This window comes from Arthrobacter sp. P4_H3 (assembly GCF_056400885.1).
Genome location: NZ_JBFUKK010000004.1, coordinates 114,102 through 131,637, shown reverse-complemented (window position 1 = coordinate 131,637; position 17,536 = coordinate 114,102). Strand labels below are relative to the sequence as shown.

Annotated in this window: 16 protein-coding genes; 3 read left to right on the top strand and 13 right to left on the bottom strand. The window is 66.4% G+C overall.

The genetic code is table 11. The features are described from left to right. The first annotated feature begins 108 nt into the window (after positions 1 to 108). On the top strand, positions 109 to 915 hold the full coding sequence (locus AC1DRE_RS07295; protein ID WP_476983996.1) for an exodeoxyribonuclease III: 807 nt from the start codon (positions 109 to 111) through the stop codon (positions 913 to 915). A gap of 10 nt (positions 916 to 925) precedes the next feature. Continuing rightward, positions 926 to 1,879 (top strand): DUF8083 family protein, encoded by a 954-nt coding sequence (locus AC1DRE_RS07290; RefSeq protein ID WP_476983995.1) that lies wholly within the window; start codon positions 926 to 928, stop codon positions 1,877 to 1,879. 21 nt (positions 1,880 to 1,900) lie between these two features. Here the strand turns inward: AC1DRE_RS07290 and AC1DRE_RS07285 are convergent, their stop codons facing one another. From AC1DRE_RS07285 to AC1DRE_RS07265, 5 genes are all read right to left on the bottom strand, one after another. After that, complete coding sequence (locus tag AC1DRE_RS07285; protein ID WP_476983994.1) at positions 1,901 to 2,968, bottom strand: LacI family DNA-binding transcriptional regulator; 1,068 nt, start codon at positions 2,966 to 2,968, stop codon at positions 1,901 to 1,903. Between the two features lie 100 nt (positions 2,969 to 3,068). Then, positions 3,069 to 3,335: a hypothetical protein gene (locus AC1DRE_RS07280; protein ID WP_476984153.1), complete on the bottom strand. Its 267-nt coding sequence runs from the start codon at positions 3,333 to 3,335 to the stop codon at positions 3,069 to 3,071. Between the two features lie 8 nt (positions 3,336 to 3,343). Then, complete coding sequence (locus tag AC1DRE_RS07275; protein ID WP_476983993.1) at positions 3,344 to 4,240, bottom strand: carbohydrate ABC transporter permease; 897 nt, start codon at positions 4,238 to 4,240, stop codon at positions 3,344 to 3,346. Next, positions 4,237 to 5,274: a carbohydrate ABC transporter permease gene (locus AC1DRE_RS07270; RefSeq protein ID WP_476983992.1), complete on the bottom strand. Its 1,038-nt coding sequence runs from the start codon at positions 5,272 to 5,274 to the stop codon at positions 4,237 to 4,239. The genes AC1DRE_RS07275 and AC1DRE_RS07270 overlap by 4 nt, the downstream gene beginning before the upstream one ends. A 6-nt stretch (positions 5,275 to 5,280) precedes the next feature. Continuing rightward, a complete protein-coding gene (locus AC1DRE_RS07265) occupies positions 5,281 to 6,573 on the bottom strand; it encodes an ABC transporter substrate-binding protein (RefSeq protein ID WP_476983991.1) in 1,293 nt (430 codons plus the stop codon). A gap of 110 nt (positions 6,574 to 6,683) precedes the next feature. Between AC1DRE_RS07265 and AC1DRE_RS07260 the strand changes: the two genes are divergently transcribed. After that, the gene (locus AC1DRE_RS07260; RefSeq protein WP_476983990.1) at positions 6,684 to 8,573 is read left to right on the top strand and encodes a glycoside hydrolase family 13 protein; all 1,890 of its coding nucleotides are present in this window, start codon (positions 6,684 to 6,686) and stop codon (positions 8,571 to 8,573) included. A 76-nt stretch (positions 8,574 to 8,649) separates the two neighbouring features. On the opposite strand, the gene AC1DRE_RS07255 is transcribed toward AC1DRE_RS07260, so the two are convergent. The 8 genes from AC1DRE_RS07255 to AC1DRE_RS07220 form a co-directional block, all read right to left on the bottom strand. Beyond that, the gene (locus tag AC1DRE_RS07255; protein WP_476983989.1) at positions 8,650 to 9,261 is read right to left on the bottom strand and encodes a hypothetical protein; all 612 of its coding nucleotides are present in this window, start codon (positions 9,259 to 9,261) and stop codon (positions 8,650 to 8,652) included. Further along, positions 9,258 to 9,821, bottom strand: a complete 564-nt coding sequence (locus AC1DRE_RS07250) for a hypothetical protein (protein WP_476984152.1) — start codon at positions 9,819 to 9,821, stop codon at positions 9,258 to 9,260. The genes AC1DRE_RS07255 and AC1DRE_RS07250 overlap by 4 nt, the downstream gene beginning before the upstream one ends. A 98-nt stretch (positions 9,822 to 9,919) precedes the next feature. Further along, positions 9,920 to 10,303, bottom strand: coding sequence for a hypothetical protein (locus AC1DRE_RS07245; RefSeq protein ID WP_104173700.1), 384 nt, complete (start codon positions 10,301 to 10,303; stop codon positions 9,920 to 9,922). Next, positions 10,300 to 10,491 carry a hypothetical protein gene (locus tag AC1DRE_RS07240; RefSeq protein WP_104173701.1) on the bottom strand — a complete coding sequence of 64 codons (192 nt, stop codon included), beginning with the start codon at positions 10,489 to 10,491 and terminating at the stop codon, positions 10,300 to 10,302. Before AC1DRE_RS07240 ends, AC1DRE_RS07245 begins: the two co-directional genes overlap by 4 nt. After that, positions 10,488 to 10,949 carry an Asp23/Gls24 family envelope stress response protein gene (locus AC1DRE_RS07235; RefSeq protein WP_364123331.1) on the bottom strand — a complete coding sequence of 154 codons (462 nt, stop codon included), beginning with the start codon at positions 10,947 to 10,949 and terminating at the stop codon, positions 10,488 to 10,490. Before AC1DRE_RS07235 ends, AC1DRE_RS07240 begins: the two co-directional genes overlap by 4 nt. A gap of 89 nt (positions 10,950 to 11,038) precedes the next feature. Further along, positions 11,039 to 11,482, bottom strand: a complete 444-nt coding sequence (locus tag AC1DRE_RS07230; protein ID WP_476983988.1) for a hypothetical protein — start codon at positions 11,480 to 11,482, stop codon at positions 11,039 to 11,041. A gap of 274 nt (positions 11,483 to 11,756) precedes the next feature. Then, entirely contained in the window at positions 11,757 to 13,352 is a 1,596-nt protein-coding gene (locus AC1DRE_RS07225; protein WP_476983987.1) for a glycoside hydrolase family 68 protein, read from the bottom strand. Between the two features lie 398 nt (positions 13,353 to 13,750). Further along, positions 13,751 to 17,491 carry a glycoside hydrolase family 32 protein gene (locus tag AC1DRE_RS07220; protein ID WP_476983986.1) on the bottom strand — a complete coding sequence of 1,247 codons (3,741 nt, stop codon included), beginning with the start codon at positions 17,489 to 17,491 and terminating at the stop codon, positions 13,751 to 13,753. Between the last annotated feature and the right edge of the window lie 45 nt (positions 17,492 to 17,536).

The following is a 17,536-nucleotide window of genomic DNA, read 5'->3' as shown; positions in this document are numbered from 1 at the left end:
GTGTCCGCGCCAATGTGCCCCGTTTCGGCCGCGATGCCGGCGCAAAGCCGGCCCTGCCGGAGCGCCAGTCCGCTATGCCGGGCGCCCAAGTTCGGTAAGTTAGGAACTGTGAAGATTGCTACCTGGAATGTGAACTCCCTCCGTGCCCGTGCCGACCGCGTGGAGGCCTGGCTGCAGCGCAGTGACTGCGACGTCCTGGCCATCCAGGAAACCAAGTGCAAGGACGACAACTTCCCGTGGGAGCTCTTTGAGCGCATGGGCTACGAGGTGGCGCACTTTGGCGTGAACCAGTGGAACGGCGTGGCAATCGCCTCCCGCGTGGGGCTCGACGACGTGGAACGGTCTTTCCTGGACCAGCCGGTGTTCGGCAAGAACGGCAAGGACCCCGTCCAGGAGGCCCGCGCCATCGGCGCCACGTGCGGCGGCGTCCGGGTGTGGAGCCTCTATGTTCCCAACGGCCGGTCCCTCGACGACGAACACATGCCCTACAAGCTCAGCTGGCTGGACATGCTGAAGACCCATGCCCAGGCCTGGGTCACCGAAGACCCCGAAGCACAGATTGCCCTGATGGGCGACTGGAATATCGCCCCGCAGGACGACGACGTCTGGGACATCGACTTCTTCCGCGCCAACGCAATGACCCACGTCAGCGAACCCGAGCGCGCCGCGTTCCACGCCTTTGAAGGGGCAGGATTCACCGACGTCGTCCGTCCGCACACCCCCGGCCCCGGCGTCTACACCTACTGGGACTACACCCAGCTCCGGTTCCCCAAGAAGGAAGGCATGCGGATCGACTTCGTCCTTGCCTCCCCCGCGCTGGCCTCCCGGGTGACCGGGGCGTCCATCGACCGCGAGGAGCGAAAAGGCAAGGGCGCTTCCGACCACGCGCCGGTCATCGTGGAGCTGGCCGACTGATGGGTCCGCGATGACGGGCAACATCTACCGGGGCCAGGCGGGCCTGCCCTTCTCGTCCGCGCTGCGGATCTACGAGCCGCTGTCCGCGTTCCCCGAGGAGCAGCGCGCCGCGCTGCAGACGGCAGGCGCCCGGACGGCGTCCCGGGCTGCCGTGGAAAACGCGGAACTGCAGGCGTCCCTGGGCCGGATCACGCGCCCCGGCGGAGATCCCTTCCCCACCGGTAGGACCGATCTGGTGCGGGTCGTACCCGCTCCCCCGGAGCCGGAACAGCCGCGCAGGCACACGTCCTCCGGCGCGCCGGACGCTGCCGGACCGTCCGACGCCGGCGGGCCGGGATCCGCAGCCGCTGCTGCCGCCGACAACGGGCCGGCACTGCTGTACTGCCCCAGCCAGCTGGTGCTGCGGGCGGGCCTTGCCGCCAACGCCCTCATGGAAGGCATCCACGGACCACTGGCGGAACTCCTGATACCGGAGGAACAGCGGGACAAGCACCAGGAACGTATTGACCTGGTGAAGGCCCGCGAGGGCTCAACCCGCGTCCACACCCGCGCCTCCACGTGGGGCATCCCCTTCAGCTGGTTCTCGCTTTTCCAGGAATCCGACCATCAGGACGTGGTGGAATCGGGCGGGCGGATCGTCACGGTCCGGGTCTGGGCACGGATCGGGGAAGCCCTGGAACGGGTCCGCTATGCCGTGGCCAACCTGGCCCTGGCCGCCCCCGACCTGGACATGCTGGACGACATGACCCAGCTCACCGAGTGGCTGGAACTCTTCCACCCCGGCTCCGTGGTGGAACTGGACTACGGCGCCGTTGCGGACAAGGTGTATCCGGACGATTCACCCATGGATGTGCGCCTGGGCATCGAATGCCTGGCGGAGGGGGACATGACCGGAGCCGCTGCGGCCTACCGCCGGCTCGCCTCGCGCTGGATTCCCATCAGGCAGCTCGCCCGCGCGTCCTAGGCTGCTAACTGGCCTAGCCTGCTAACTGGCGTTGTCCGCGGAAGGGGGCGGCGCCGTCGTTCTCCTGACGATCAGCTGATGCGGCGCTACCGTTGAGTGGACCGCACCGATGGCCCCGTCAAGCTCATCCAACAGCATCTTGGTGCCGAGTTCAGCCTGTTCGTCAGGCCGCTGCCGCACCGTGGTCAGTCCCATGGCGTCCGAGAAATCATGGTCGTCGATCCCGATGACGGACAGGTCTTCGGGCACGCGGACGCCCACTTTGTGGGCTTCGAAGATCACGCCCATGGCCATCTCGTCCGAAGCGCAGAAGATGGCGGTGGGTTTCGGTCCGGGCCGGGCCCACATCCGGGTGAAGGCGTCCTGCCCGCTGCGGACGGTGAAGTCACCCCATTCATCCCATTCCGGACGTACCGTCAGCCCGGATCCCGCCATAACGTCCTGGAAAGCCTTGATGCGGACGCGGGGAACGTCGAAGTTGAGATCGGTTTCGTCGTCGCCGTGCAGGAGGGCGATGTCCTTGTGGCCCAGGCTGATCAGGTGCCGCACGGCGGTGGACGCCGCGGCATAGTCGTCGATGCCGATGTAGGGGCACTCCTCCACATGGCCGCCGACCACCACCAAGGGAATGTCGATCTTTTGCAGGTGCTCGATTTCGTCGTGGGTCAGCGCCATACAAAGCACCAGGAGGGCATCGATCTGCTTGTAGACCATGGTCTTGCTGAAGAGCCGCTCACGGTTGCTGCCGTGGCCGCCCAGGTTGAACAGCGAGAGGTTGTACTGGCGGGCGTGCAATTCCCGGTCCGCGCCCTCGATGGCCTTCGAGAAGAACCAGCGGCTCACGAACGGCGCCAGCACGCCGATGGTCTTGGTCCGCCCGGTGGCCAGCCCCGAGGCGGACGAGGATGCCACGTAGCCCAAGGCACCGGCCACCTCGAGAATTTTTTCCCGGGTGGCCGGTGAAACCCTGGGCAGTCCGCGGACTGCGCGCGATACGGTGGCGGTGGAAACCCCCGCGGCTGCGGCAACATCCTCAATGCTGACGCCGGAATGGCCGCCCCGTTGAGCCCTGTCAGATGTGCGTGCCACGGTATTTCCCCTTGTCAGCTGTCCGCAGAATCTTGCTACCTGGTGTTCTGCGGCAACAAACCAGTCTATTCCGCTCAGCCGTTGAGCTCTTGGTCAGCTCCTATTTCTTACGCGTAGCGGTCCTGGCGGGCAGCCCGCGGCGAAGCCGGACCATCCCGTAGAGCGCCAGTAGCGTGGCCAGCAGGCCGAGCGCCCAGCCGAGGGCCGGTTGGGCGGTCACCTCCATCCAGACGGTGACCGCCAGCAGCACGACGGCCCAGAATCCGAGGAATCCGATGATGATGTCGAAGTCTTCCCCGGAGCGGGCCCGTTTGTGCTCGCTCCGGATGAATCCGTGGTTCTGCTTGCCTTCGGCCGCCCCTGTCACTTGGCGGCTCACTTGACGGCGCCGGCGGTGAGGCCGGCAACAATCTTGCGCTGGAAGACCAGCACAAGGATCACCAAGGGAATGGTGACGATGGTTCCGGCGGCCATGATGGCCGTGTACGGGATCTGGTTCGGCTGGGCACCGGCGAAGCTCGCGATGGCCACCGTTACGGGCTGGGTCGCGTCGCTGGACAGCTGGCTGGCGATCAGGAACTCATTCCAGGAGGAGATGAATGCCAGGATTGCCGTGGTGAAGATCGCCGGTGCGGCCAGGGGCAGAATCACCTTCCGGAACGCCTGGCCCTGCGTGCAGCCATCCACCCGTGCCGACTCCTCCAGTTCCCACGGCATTTCGCGGAAGAAGGACGTCATGGTGTACACGGTCAGCGGCAGCACGAACGAGATGTTCGGGATGATCAGCGCCTGGTAGGTGCCCATCCAGCCGATGTTGGTGAACAGCTGGAACAGCGGCGTGATGAGGGCGACGCCCGGGAACATGGACGCGCCCAGGATGAAGCCCAGCACGAGGTACTTGAACCGGAAGTTCAGGCGGGCCAGTGCGTACGCGGCGAAAACACCGATCAGCAGCGACACAACCGTGACGACGACGCCGATGAAGATGCTGTTGAGCAGTGCCTGCCCGAACTTGTTGCCGAAGGACGTATCGAAAGCCGTGTTGAAGTTATCCAGCGTGACATGCGTCGGCAGTATCGATGTGTCATAGGTGAAGCCCACATCGCGGAACGCTGTCACCACCATCCAGTAAGCCGGTGCCAGGCACCAGATCAGGACGACGACGGCACTGATGTAGGTGCGCCCCTGCGCCCATTTCTCCCGGTTCTGAGAGGCTTTGCGGCCCTTGTCCTGTTCTGCCCTCAGGGCAGTCGCGGCTGACGCGGTGCTCATTTCTTCCCCTTACCGGTGGCTCCGCTTTGCTCCACGACATTCGCCCCGAGGAACCGTACAAAGATGAACGCGACGAGGAAGATGATGATGAACGTGATCGTGGACAATGCTGCCGCTGCGTTAAACCCTTGTCTGATCTGATTGATCACCAGGATGGACAGCGTGGTGGTGTTGTTGGCGCCGCCCGTCAGAATGTACGGGAGGTCGAACATACGCAGTGCATCCAGGGTGCGGAAGAGGACAGCCACCATCAGCGCCGGCTTTACCAGCGGCAGGGTGATCATCCGGAACCGCTGCCAGGTGGTGGCGCCGTCAACCTTTGCAGCTTCATAGACCTCGGCCGGGATCATCTGCAGCCCGGCCAGGATGAGCAGCGCCATGAACGGTGTGGTCTTCCAGACGTCGGCGATGATCACGGCCCACTTGGCCGGCCACTCACTGCCTGTCCACAGGATGGTGGTGTTGAACAGCTTGTTGGCGATGCCTTCGAAAGCGAAGATGAACAGCCACAGCTTGGCAGTCACGGCGGTGGGAATGGCCCACGGCACCAGGACTGCTGCGCGGACGAGGCTCCGGCCGCGGAACGTCCTGGCCATGATGAGGGCCATCCAGAAACCGAGCACGGTCTCCAACGTCACCGTAACCACAGTGAAGAAGAAGGTTGTTGCCGTGGCTGACCAGAACTGGCCACCGAGGGTTCCGGGCGGGCATGCCACCGTTCCGCCTCCGGGTGCCGCGCATTGCTGGGCAAGCCAGTTCACGTAGTTCTGGACGCCGGCCGGGCCGCCGGCGGTGAACAGACCGGTGACCGGATCGAGTCCGGCGTCCTTCTGGAAGGACATAACGATGGCGCTGATGATCGGATAAACGATCACTATGGCCAAGGCGATGATGGTGGGGGCAAGGAGCCAGGAAGCCCACTTACCCTGGCTCAGGATCTTGTTGTCCTCACCGACGCCCTTGGGGCCGTGATGGACCGGGGTACCGCCCGACGCCGGTGATTTTACCGGCGTCGGGCCCAATTCGGTTGCCATGAGTGGCTACTGTCCCGCACTAGCGGACTCGATGGACTTCTGCATGTCAGACAATGCGCTTTCCACGGTTTTCTCTCCCTTGATGGCAGAGTAGGCGTTTTCCTGGATGGCCTTGGTAACCGCCGGGTAGAACGGCGTGACCGGACGCGGCACGGCGTTCTCGATGGAGGTCTTCAGGACCGGAAGGTACGGCAGCTTGGCCACGAGTTCCTTGTCTTCGTACAACGAGCCCAGAACCGGGGCGAGCGAGCCCTGGGTGGCGTAGAACTTCTCGGTTTCTTCCGAGGTCATGAACTTCAGGAAGTCCAGGGCCGTGGCCTTGTTCTTCGAGTAGACGCTCACGGCGAGGTTGTGACCGCCGAGCGAGGAGGCACCCGGGCCGTCCTTGCCGGGAAGGGCGGTCATGCCCAGGACGTCCTTGACCTTGGAGGATCCTTCAGTGGTGGCCAGGTTGTAGACGTACGGCCAGTTGCGCAGGAACAGAAGCTTGCCGTCCTGGAATGCCTGCCGGCTCTCTTCTTCCTTGTACGTGATGGCTTCCTTCGGGATGTTGCCGTCAGCGTAGGCCTTCGCGAGGTTTTCCAGCCCTGCCTTGGCGTCGGCCGTGTTCAGGCTGGGCTTGCCGTCCTTGTCGAGCACGGAGCCGCCCGAGGAGTTGATGGCCTCGGAGGCGTTGACCGTGAGGCCCTCATACTTGCTGAACTGGCCCGCATAGCAGCCAATGTTGTTTGCCTTGGCGATGGAGCACATGCCCATCATTTCGTCCCACGTCGTGGGCGCGGTGGGAACCAGATCCTTGCGGTAGTAGAGGATGCCACCGTCTGAGGTCTGCGGGGCCGCATACAGGGTCCCCTTGTAGGTTCCGCTGTCGACCGTCGGCTTGAGCATGGCGGACGTGTCCAGCGCCATCTTGTCCTTGAGCGGCTGGAGCCAGCCCTTGGCCGCGAATTCGGCCGTCCAGACAACGTCGACATCGACGACGTCGTAGCCGGCGTCCTTCGCCTGGAAGTGCTGGACCAGGTCGTCATGCTGCTGGTCGGCCTGGTCGGTCTGTTCCTTGAAGGTGACCTTCTCGTTCGGGTGGTCGGCATTCCACTTTTCGATCAGGGGACGGACGACGTTGCTGTTGTCCTTGCCCTGGACGTACGTGATGGGGCCGCGGCCGTCGAGGCCCTGTTCGGCGTCGCCGCCGCCTCCGCCTCCGCCGCCGGTGGTGCCGCCTCCGCCACCGCAGGCGGAGAGGGTTAACGCCAGTACGCCGGCGGCAGCGGCCGGCAAAAGGAACTTAGGGGATTTCATAAAGAGAGACTCCTCGCTGAGTGTCGAGCAAGATCGGGGGTGCGGTTGAAGTGGTGCCCATCACACTAGTAACGTTGCGGTGAGAAATGCAAGCGTTTACACCGAAGTTTATGGAAAGGATATCTGTGGCATACAGCCCAGTCCCCACTGCCGGCTCCTCGATCCAGGCCTGGTGGGCCAGCGCCGTTGTTTACCAGGTCTACCCCCGGTCCTTCGCCGACGCGAACGGGGACGGGATGGGCGATCTCCGCGGTGTGACGGCGCATTTGGACCATTTGCACAAGCTCGGGGTCGATGCCGTCTGGCTGTCCCCCTTCTACAAGTCACCGCAGGCCGATGCCGGGTACGACGTGGCCGACTACCGCGAAGTGGACCCGCTGTTCGGTACCCTGGCGGACTTCGACGAAATGTTGCAGAAAGCTCACGGCCTGGGGCTCAGGGTGATCGTGGACCTGGTCCCCAACCACACCTCGGACGAACACGCCTGGTTCCAGGAGGCCCTTGCAGCAGCCCCGGGGTCCCGTGAACGGGACCGGTACATGTTCCGGCCCGGCAAGGATTCAGTTCCCGGTTCCGGCGACGGCGACCTGGCACCGAACAACTGGAAGTCCATCTTCGGCGGCCCGGCCTGGTCCCGAGTGACGGAGGCTGACGGCGCGCCCGGCGAATGGTACCTGCACCTGTTCGACACCAAGCAGCCGGACCTGAACTGGGAAAACGCCGAGGTCAAGGAGGAAATGCGCTCGGTGCTGCGGTTCTGGCTGGATCGCGGCGTGGACGGGTTCCGCGTGGACGTTGCCCACGGCATGGTCAAGGAAGCGGGACTGCCCGACTGGGAAGGCTCCGCGGCCATGGTGGAAGGGGCCACCGAACTGCCCGGCGATGCCCACGGCGGCCACACCGAAGCGGAGGAACCGCACCGCGCCCACACCGCTGCCGCCGGCGACGGCGACGGCGACGGGCACCAGCCGGTCTCGCCGCTCTATCCGCCGTCTCCGTTCTTTGACCAGGACGGCGTCCATGACATCTACCGTGACTGGAACCGGGTGCTGGCCGAGTACGACGGCGACCGCATGCTGGTGGCCGAGGCCTGGGTGGAGCCGGCCGAGCGGCTGGCCCGGTATGTCCGGCCGGATGAAATGCAGCAGGCGTTCAACTTCGACTTCCTGCTGGCCGGCTGGGATGCCGCACGGACTGCCGTGGCCATTGAGGCTTCACTGCGCGCTGCCGCCACCGTGGGTGCCACCACCACATGGGTGCTCAGCAACCACGACACCGTCCGGCACAGCACACGCTTCGGACTGAAGGATCCCACCACGTTCCCGAAGGGCATTGCCACCGAGGATGAGCAGCCCGACGCCGGACTGGGCCTGGCACGCGCCCGGGCCGCCACCATGGTTTCGCTGGCCCTCCCGGGTTCGGCCTACCTGTACCAGGGCGAGGAACTGGGCCTACCCGAACACACTGCCGTCCCGGCCGAATCCCGCCAGGATCCCACGTTCTTCCGGACCAACGGCGTGGAACGCGGCCGCGACGGATGCCGTGTCCCGCTTCCGTGGAAGTCCGGTGAACCGGGCTACGGGTTCGCGTCGGCAGCCGGAGCAGGAACCGGAGCAGCCAACGCGCCCGCCGCCCCCTGGCTCCCCCAGCCCGAGTCGTTCGGTGAATTGGCAGCGGACCGTCAGGACGGCGTCGCCGGTTCCACGCTGGAGCTGTACCGTGCGGCACTGGCCCTCCGCCGCGAACACCGGCTGGGCGCCGGGAGCTTCGTCTGGGCAGATGCGCACCAGCCCGCCGACGGTGTCCTCGCCTTCCGCAACGGGGACGTCCTGGTGATCGCCAACATGGGCGTTGCCGCAGCCCCGCTGCCGGACGGATACCGGGTCGCCTTGGCCAGCATGCCGGAGGCTGTGACGGGTGGCGACGCCGATTCGAAAACGGACCCGGCAGGCGCACGGAAGCTGGCACCGAACTCCGCCGCGTACCTCCTCGCCGACTAAAGCACACAGCTGTTGCCGGGCCCGCCTGTCAGCGGACGCGTTCGGCCCGCCTGTCAGCGGACGCGTTCGCCGCGGATCAGCGGACGCGTTCGGCGCGGCTGAACCGTGAACGGGCACCCGCACTTATGTGGATCAGCACGGGCGTGCGTTTGCCGACGACGGCGTCCAGCGCCTCCACGAGGGCGGAAACGTCCGCGGCAAGAAGGTGCGGGGCAACGCCATGGCGCGGTTGCAGCCGGATCTTCAATGCGGGCTCGCCACGGATCTCGTAGGTGGCTACCGTGGCGCCGGCGAGGTCCTGCCGTTCGGCCAAGGCCGCCCGCAGCGCCTGCTCGGCCACGCCGCCGCCGATCCGCACATTGCCGGGGGAATCGCCTGCGTCGTCCGCAGCGACAATCAGGCCGGAGCGGCCTTTGCCCTGCTGAGCCACCCACCCCACCATCGCGGCTGTGACCCCGACCAGCAGCAGTGCGATCACGGCCCACAGCCAGCTTTCCTCGCGGCCCGGAACTCCGGTGTGCTGGAAGAGTTGGCTCATTCCGCTCCGCACACCGGCAGACCACTGCTGCCACCACGGACCCGCGGCCGGCACGGTGGCCAGCGTGACCAGGAGCAGTCCGATGACCAGCAGTTTCAGGCCCAGAATTCCGATCAGGATCCGGTTAAGTACTCTGGGGGTGTTGTTCATGCCCCGATCACCCCTGACGTGGCCACGCTGACGCGCACTTCGGGCATGGGAACGGGAGCCATCTCCCGCAGTTCCTCCAGCACCGACGCCAGGACGGCGTTTTCGCTGACCGGCACCCCGGACGTGGGACGCACGCTGACGGTCACCTGCCGCTGCGAAACCACCACCATCACCTGTTCCGGGGTGACGTTCGCGGCCAGCCGGGCACGGCGGGCAAGTGCGGAGGCGATCACCTCGTCGTCAACCACCACTCCGGCGCGGGGATCCGGGAGCAGGTGCCTGGCCCGGCGTCCGGGCAGCACCGCATTAAGGAAGAAAAACAGCCCCACCATGGCCGTGACGGCTCCGATGACGCCGAGCAGCAGGGGTGGTATGCCCTGCGGGAGGGCGATGATGCGCTCCGCCGCAGTCTCCGGATCGATGAGCCACGGCGGCTGCCCGATGGCACGCACCGCGGCTTCGAGGAGACCGTAACCGCACAGGAGCACCACCAGCACCGCGGCGATGCCGGACACTCCGGCCCGGGACGAGCGCGTTTCGCGGTCCAGGATCCGCCGCATCCCGGCGCCGCGGGAATCCGCGGCAGGGCCAGCGGAGGCGGTATCAGTGCCGTGTCCGGCAGCGTCGCTGCCCTTTGGGCGGACGTCCGTCGCGTCGTTCACTGGACCCTTCCCCCTTCGCTGATGGCGGCGCCGCTGATCCGGATGTCGACCCGGCTCAACTGAGCCCCGCTAAGTTCCGCAACGCGGTGCAGGATCACGGCTTTGGCCGCAACGGCGCGCTCCCAGATGGATCCGCCGAACCCGGCGACGCGGCCCGGATCGCGCAGGACCGTTGTTAGTGGCGGGATCCTGATAGGCAGGACGAGCGACAAGGCCAGCAGGCCGTCGTCGTCGGACCAGTCAGCCCGGACGTCGTGCGCGGGGACCCCGAGGGCCTCAGCGGCAGCGGCCCTGGCAAGACTCGTGAGCGCCTGCGTACTGATGCGGTTGTGTCCGGCCATCACGGAGCCACCGGCCACGGTTCCGGCCGCGCTGCTCATGAGGACGAGCGCCGGCCAGTGATGGCATCGAACACGCTGCGCAGGTCAAGTTTCCCTTCCGCGGCCCGGCCAAGAAGGGCACCGATCCCCATGAACAGCAGCGAAACCAGGAAGCCCCAGACGCCGAACTGGAAGGACATAAAGGCCACGAAGGCGCCCACTGCAATTCCCACCACGGTCAGGTTCACTGGATGGCCTCCCTTTCAGTCCGGGCTTCCACGGGCAGGCCGGGCTTTGCCGGACCTGCCACGTAGACGTCGTTGATCTCCACGTTGACCTCGATGACCTGCAGGCCCACGAGCTCTTCCACGGCGGTATAGACGGCGGCGCGGACCTGGTCCGCCAGGGAGTGCAGCGGCGTCCCGTAGACGGCCACGAGGTTGATGTCCACGGCCACCTGCGTCTCGCCGACTTCCGCGTGCACTCCGGCGGCGTGGTCCGAGCTGCCCACGGCGTCCCGGATGGCTCCGAGGGCACGGGACGGTCCGGTGCCCAGCGAATAGACACCGGGCACGGCGCGGGCGGCGATGCCGGCTACCTTGGCAACTGCCGTTTCGGAAATGACGGTACGTCCGGTGCCGGCCGGCAGGGCACTGCCCGGTTCAGCGTGGGCCCCCGGCGCGGGATGTGGATTCTGGTATTCCATCAGGCACTCCCCTTCTCTTGAACACCACCCTATCCCTTGGCCGGGGTGAAGCGGCTGAACGCCAGTGGAAATTGCCCAGCCGAAATACGCTACTTGCAGTTTGCGGCGAGCCAGGCCGTAACCGGGGTCATGGCGGCGTCGAACTTTCCGCTCGAGTACACCGTCTGGTCGCTCAGCCCGGCGACGGCAACGTCGTTAAGCTTGGCGAAATCGGCTTTGAGCTCGTCCGGAACCCGTTCGGCGGTTTCGCTGAGCTCAGCCTTGAGCTGCTCCAGTTCCGCCGTTTTACCCTGGGCGGCCGAGAGCGGGAACAGCGAGGCACCGGTGGCCTGCTGGGAGATGGTGGTGCACGCCTCCGCTGCGGAGGGGAAGTCCCCGTACGGCCCGGAACTCTTGCTGGGTGTCGCCGTTGCCGAGGCGGTTGCGGGAGCGGACGACGACGGCGCGCTGCCGGCTTCGGGCGCGGAGCATGCAGTGAGTGCCAGTGCGGCAAAGAGGGCGGCTGCGGTCAGAGGGCGTGCAAGGTTTTTCAAAAGTCACTTTTCTGGTTGAGATTGCGCCGCCCGCTCCGTTCCGGCAGCTGGCGGCATTGGCGTTCTGTCCCCGGCGTGCGAGTCTAGCCCGGATGACGTGCGGGATTCCACGCGGGACTGCTGACACGTCCCCTTGAACGCGGCAGGCTTCCCGTTTAAGGCCGCAGATGCATCCGTATATAAGAGGTACAAAAATGAGGTACAAAAAGGGACAGGGGCGTCCGGATAATTCCGGACGCCCCTGCTGGTACGGGTGTGAAGCTACCCCGCGGTGTTACTTGTAGAGACCTTCGCCGCCAACTTTGAGGTTGGTGGGCAGGTAGCCGAACGGGCCGAGGCCGTTCTTGCCAAAGCTGCGGTCCACCTGGGACACGCCGTCACGGAAGTTGATCTTCACGGTGGGCGAGAGCGAGCCGCCGCGGACGCCGTTCACGTTGTCGATGAAGGACTGCACCAGGCCGCCCGGCTGCACGTAGTGCGAGTAGGCCTGGAACTGGCGGCCGTTCTGGTTCGGGGTGGGAGCCTCCGGGGACTCGGACGGGAGGTTGAGGTCCGTCGGTGAGCCCAGGGTCAGGCCGCTGTTGTTCATCGGCTGGTAGTCGGAACGGACGCCGTCGCCGACGAAGCCGTAGACACCGTCCGGCCCGCGCATGCCGGCCGCGTAGGTGAACTGGTGGCTGATGGTGAACAGGTAGTACTTGTTCTTTCCGCCTTCGTTCTGGATGAAGATCTGCGGACGCTCAGTCTGGTCGTTCACGCAGTTGGCGGAGAGGACCGGCGGCAGGAAGGACCACTTGGTCAGGTCCTTGTTGTCCGCCACGGCCAGCCCGACGTTGGCGGTCTGGTAGTAGGCGCCGCTGCTGTTGACCTCGTTGAGGTTCTCGGCGTTGGGGTCGCCGGGCTTGTAGCCCAGGTCCTCGGGCTTGCACTCGTATTCGCCGCGCTTGCCGCCGGTGTTGCCTTCGAAGACCATGAAGGTCTTGCCCGGGTGGGCCGGGTCCGCGAACGTGTAGGGGTCGCGGAAAGCAAAGCCCGGGTTCTGTGCCTTGTTCTGGTACATCTTGCCGTCCGGCTCAAGCAGCTTGGTGTGCTTGAAGCCGTCGAACGTAACGCCGTTCTTGTCGGCGTGGATCTTGCCCAGCGCCTTGGCGATGGACGCATCCGGTGCGATGCCGCCGCCGCCCGCGTTGCGCTCCTTGACGTCGTAGAACGTGGTGGCCGTGTAGAACACGTTGACCTGGTCGCCCTGCATCAGGCGGGTGGAGCCTGACCATTCGGTGTTGCCGATGGAGGTGTTGTCCAGGAACAGGTGTCCGCCGTAGTTCCACTTGTCCTTGGCCGGGTCGGCGTTGGTCTTGCGGAAGAAGTAGCCGATCCGGGCGTTCCAGTGGCGCTGGTCGAAACCGTAGCCGGCGTGCCGGTCGGCGACCAGGGAGAAGATGACGTCGTAGCCCTTGTAGCTGATCTGGTTGGCGTTCTCGTCAGTCAGGGACCAGGTGTCCCAGACCCAGACGTCGTCGTTCATGGCCGGGAAGTCCTCGGGGATTTCGGGCATGGTGACGTCGGGGCTCATGGAGTTCTGGCCGGGCGTGACGGTGGAATCGCTCTGTGCCATGATCTGCTTGGCGTCAGCGCGGGTCCACTTCGAGGTGAAGTCCGCTGCCGGGTCGTAGGCCTTCTGGCTGTGATCGGTGGGCAGCGGGAAGCCGGGGGTGGGGGCAGGCATCTGCTCAGCGGCGGGCGGGTCCGCGGGTTCGTTGGCCTGGGCCGACGGAACCGCAAGGAAGGCAGAGGCCGCCACGGCCGCTGCCAGTGCTGCGGCGGCGGGGCGCCACCGCAGCATCCGGGGTGTGTTGGGGTGCTTGTGCATTTTTTGCTCTTCTCGCGGAGTAAGACCATTCGTGGAAGACGGGCATATGCCCTTTTCCCGAAACTCCGGCGTTTCCCGATGACACGGCAGGCGTCATCGAGGACGCCTTTGTGTCGAGGGGTTCGGGGCTTGGGTGGGGCCCCGGGAGGCGACCCGGAAGATGATCTCCTCCGGCGCCGGTTTCCACGCTAGGCGGGCCGGGGCCCGCTTATCAAACCGTGTTTCGGGCCGCCAAAAACCGAGTTTCGCTCCATTTGTGCAAGCGCTTACATTGCCCATTGCGCGCGCGTGCCACAAGGGACTTTCCACGTCAAATGTTGCACCTTAAATCAGATTTAGTGTGAAATGTCACCCTCCGGCCACCAGCGGTTAACCTTCCTCCACGGCTTGGATCACGCTTATCCGGAGCCTGTCACCAGCACATCCTGATACGCTGCCCGGCCGTCGAACACGTTAAGCCCCACTCTTCCGGAGGCCAGCGAAGCGTCATCGACGGCCAGGATTTCGGCGCCGTCGAGTGTCACGGTCAGCCGCTCCCCCGCGGCCTGGGCCTCCAGGCTGTAGCTGACGCCGTGGCTCAGCAGCAGCGGGACACTGGCCAGGATGCTGCTGGCGGGATTGAAAACGCCGTCCTGGAGCTTGAAGATCCGCGCCAGCCGCAGGTTCGGGTCCAGGTTGACGTAATACGCCGTAGAGCCGTCGGCAGAGGCACGCAGGAGCACCGAACCGGCGCCGCCGTGACCGCCACCGGGCACCTGGTCGCTGTTACGCATCGCCCCGGCGTAGGGCACACCGCCGAAACGCACGGTCGCCACCACCCGGACGTCCGAGTAGGTGGCCGCACTCATGGCGGTGGAGTCCTTGTCGAACATGCCGGCCAGCCCCGCTCCCGTACTTTCCCAGCGGCCGCCGGGCACCACCGAGTAGGAACCGAGGTTGTGCCGCGCGCTGCCCGTTGCTGCGGCAAGGACGGCCGACGGCGGCGCTCCGGTGAGGCGCGCGGTGTCCGCCAGTTGGTGGACTTTCGCGGAGACCAGCCGGGCATTGCCGCCGCTTGTGCCGAAGGACAGCCCCGTGGAGGCCGGATCCGGGAAGACCAGGGAGGTAATGGCTGCGGTGCCGTCGCCGCCGAAGACTTCAACCGAAGATGCATCCACCAGTGCCCTCAGCTTCACCCGGCGCTCGGTGCCGCCCCCGGACGCTGCCACCGTTTCGGAACTCCATGCCGTGCTGGAGTTGTCCGCCGCCGCCCCCGCGAAATACCTGGTGAAGTCCGCTCTGCCTGACTGTCCTCGGTCCAGCGTCAGAGTGCCGGCGCCGGCCCCCGCGCCTGGGACATAGCGGAGCTGCGTTTCCTGGGCGATGCCGCCTGCCGGGCTTTTCCGGAGCCCGAAGGTGAACGCCGAGGCGCCGCCGGAAGAGGGGATCGCCACTTCGGCTTCCAGTTCGAAGGACCGGCCGGAGGCGGCCGCCAGCGGGTTGGCCGATGTGGGCGTGACGGCAACGTCGGACGCCTGCCACGTGGACGTCCGCAGGCCGGCCAGTTCGGCCACCGGTTCCTGTCCAAGGCGGAGACCGGCGCCGGGAACGTCCTGGAGGCTGAGCTGCCGCGGGACGCTCAGCTGCCCGTTCCACCGGCCGGTGGGCGGGCTGAAGGCATAGTCCCAGTTGCTCATCCAGCCCAGCATGATGCGCCGGCCGTCCGGGACACCGGAGAAGCTCATGGCCGCGTAGTAGTCGCGGCCGGAATCGGCCTGCAGGACCTGCTCCGGACCGGTGTCCGCGGTGAAGGCGGTCCCGTTCCACGTCCCGGTGACGTATTGCGCGGAGGAGCCGTTGGTGGGCCTGACGGCACCCGTGCTCCACCACAGCACCCAGCGTTTGACGCCGGGCCGTCCTTCCACCGGCAGTTCAAAGAAGTCCGGGCATTCCCAGACCCCGCCGCGGACCCAGTCGCCGTAGCCGAACGCACTGGTGAACGTCCAGTGGACCAGGTCCGTGGACGTGTGGAAGCGCAGGTGGTCGCCGCCGGCCACCACCATGATCCACGTACCGCTCGCCGCGTCCCAGGTGACCTTGGGGTCCCGGAAGTCCCAGCCGCCATCCGGACCTCCGGGGTTTTCCAGCACGGGCGCGGCCTGAACGGGCGCCCAGGTGCGGCCGTGGTCCCTGCTGTACATGGCGCGCACGGACTGGTTTCCGTTGGCCGCGTCGTGGTTGAAGCTCGTGTAGAACGCGATCAGGCCCTGGCCGCCGTCGAACAGCCCACTGGCATTGGTGGCGTCCACCACGGCGGAACCGGACCAGGACTCGCCGGCCGCCAGGTGCGGCAACGCGATGGGCAGCTGTGTCCAGTGCAGCAGGTCGGTGCTGACGGCGTGCGCCCAGCGGCCGCGGTCCTGGTGGAAGAGGTGGTATTCGCCGTCGAAATAGACCAGTCCGTTGGGGTCGGAGCTGTTGCCGGAATTCTGGCTGTAGTGGTATCCGGGCTGGTAGAGGCCGTTCATGTAGCTGGCAACATCGTCTGCCCGGACGTTCTGGAAGTAGGCTGCGCCGCCACTGACACGCAGTCCGAAGCCGCTGCCCGTTCCCGTCCCGGCCGGCCCGGAGACGGCCTGGACGCCGTTGATCAGGGCTGTTGCCTGGGCACCACGGACGGTGAGCTGGACGCGGTTGAGCTGGCCCGCGGCAAAGCTGTCCGGCGGAACGGCGCCGCTGGCCAGGACGGCTCCCGTGGTGCGGTCTTTCAGGAGCACTGTTCCTGCACCAGGGTCCACCCGGAGTTCGGTGCCGCCGGAGCCGTCGGCTGCACTCCGGACCACGACGGCGGCCGTTGCCGGTGCGGCGACGTCGAGGTCGAGGGACGCGACGACGTCGGACGCTGACGCCGGAACGAAGCGCGCAGCTTCCGTACCGGCCGGCAGGCCGTCCGTCGCGCCGCGCATGCCGCGGGCATCCGGCTCCCAGCTACCGGACGAGGTCCGCCAGCCCTGCAGGGACGTGTCGAGGCCCTTGAGTGCCATCCCCTGGAACATGGTGGCGCCGTTAAAGGCGAGCAGGCCAACGTGGCCGGAGCCGTGCGCCGTGTCGACGGCGGTGATCACCGGGGCATAACCGTTCGGGTCCAACAGGTCCGTCTGCCAGCGCACGGTGAGCTGCCCGCCGTCGGCCGTCACGCGCAACCGGTACACAGCGTTGACGGTGATGCCCGTGGCGAAGGTGCCCAGGGTGGCGTTGTCCTCGATCCGGTACAGCCGCAGCCGGCCCGCGTCGGCGTCCACTTCGGCCGCGTACCCGGCGGTTCCGGCAGCGTTGGTGCGGAACAGGACGGCACCTACGGCTTGGGCCGAGGTCACCTGGACATCGGTGGTGAAGTCCGTGACCTGCGGGGACTGGCCGGTGGCGACGGCCCTGACGTTGGCGCCACCGGGAGCAGTGCCCCGGAAACCGGTGGCGGTGGCCGTCCAGCCGGACGCGTCGGCCAACCAGCCGCTGACGTTGGCGTCGATGGTGCGGACCTGGGGCTGGCTGAAGTTCACTGAGCCGTTGTAGGCGTGGAGCCCCACATGGCCGTCCTGGTACCGCTGGTCCAAGATGTCGATGCGGCCCACGCCGTCCACTGCCACGTAGATCCGCGGTCCGTCCACGTGGACATCCACGGAGTAGCTCCGCCCGGTATCCAGCGGGACCGCCGCGGACGGCGCCACATCCTCACCGGTGGCCAGATCGAAAAGCCGGACCCGGTCAAGGTTCGGATCGATGGTGGCCGCGTAGCCGCTGCTGGCATCGGCCGCGCCGCGGAACACCAACCCTCCCACGGCGTGGGGGCTGCCCGGGTCCACGGACACGTCGGCCGTATACCTCGCGGTCCCGCTGATGCGCTGCTCACTGATGGCAGCGGCGTTCTGGTCCGGCGGGGCGACGGCGGACTGGCCGCCACCGGACGTCCGGGTCCAGCTTCCGCTGACGGGCACCACATCGGGCATGGGGCTGGTGCTACTGTCCAGCGAGATGGGTCCTGTTCCCGGAACGGCCTGGACGGGCGGGGCCATCATGGCCGGGGCCAGGACCGAACCCGCAGCCAGGGTGCCAAGGCCGAGCGCGGCCGCGGTGAAACCTGCAACTAACCTTTTGGACATTCAGATCGCCTTTGATCTTGGACAATGCTCAGGATGGATTGATTT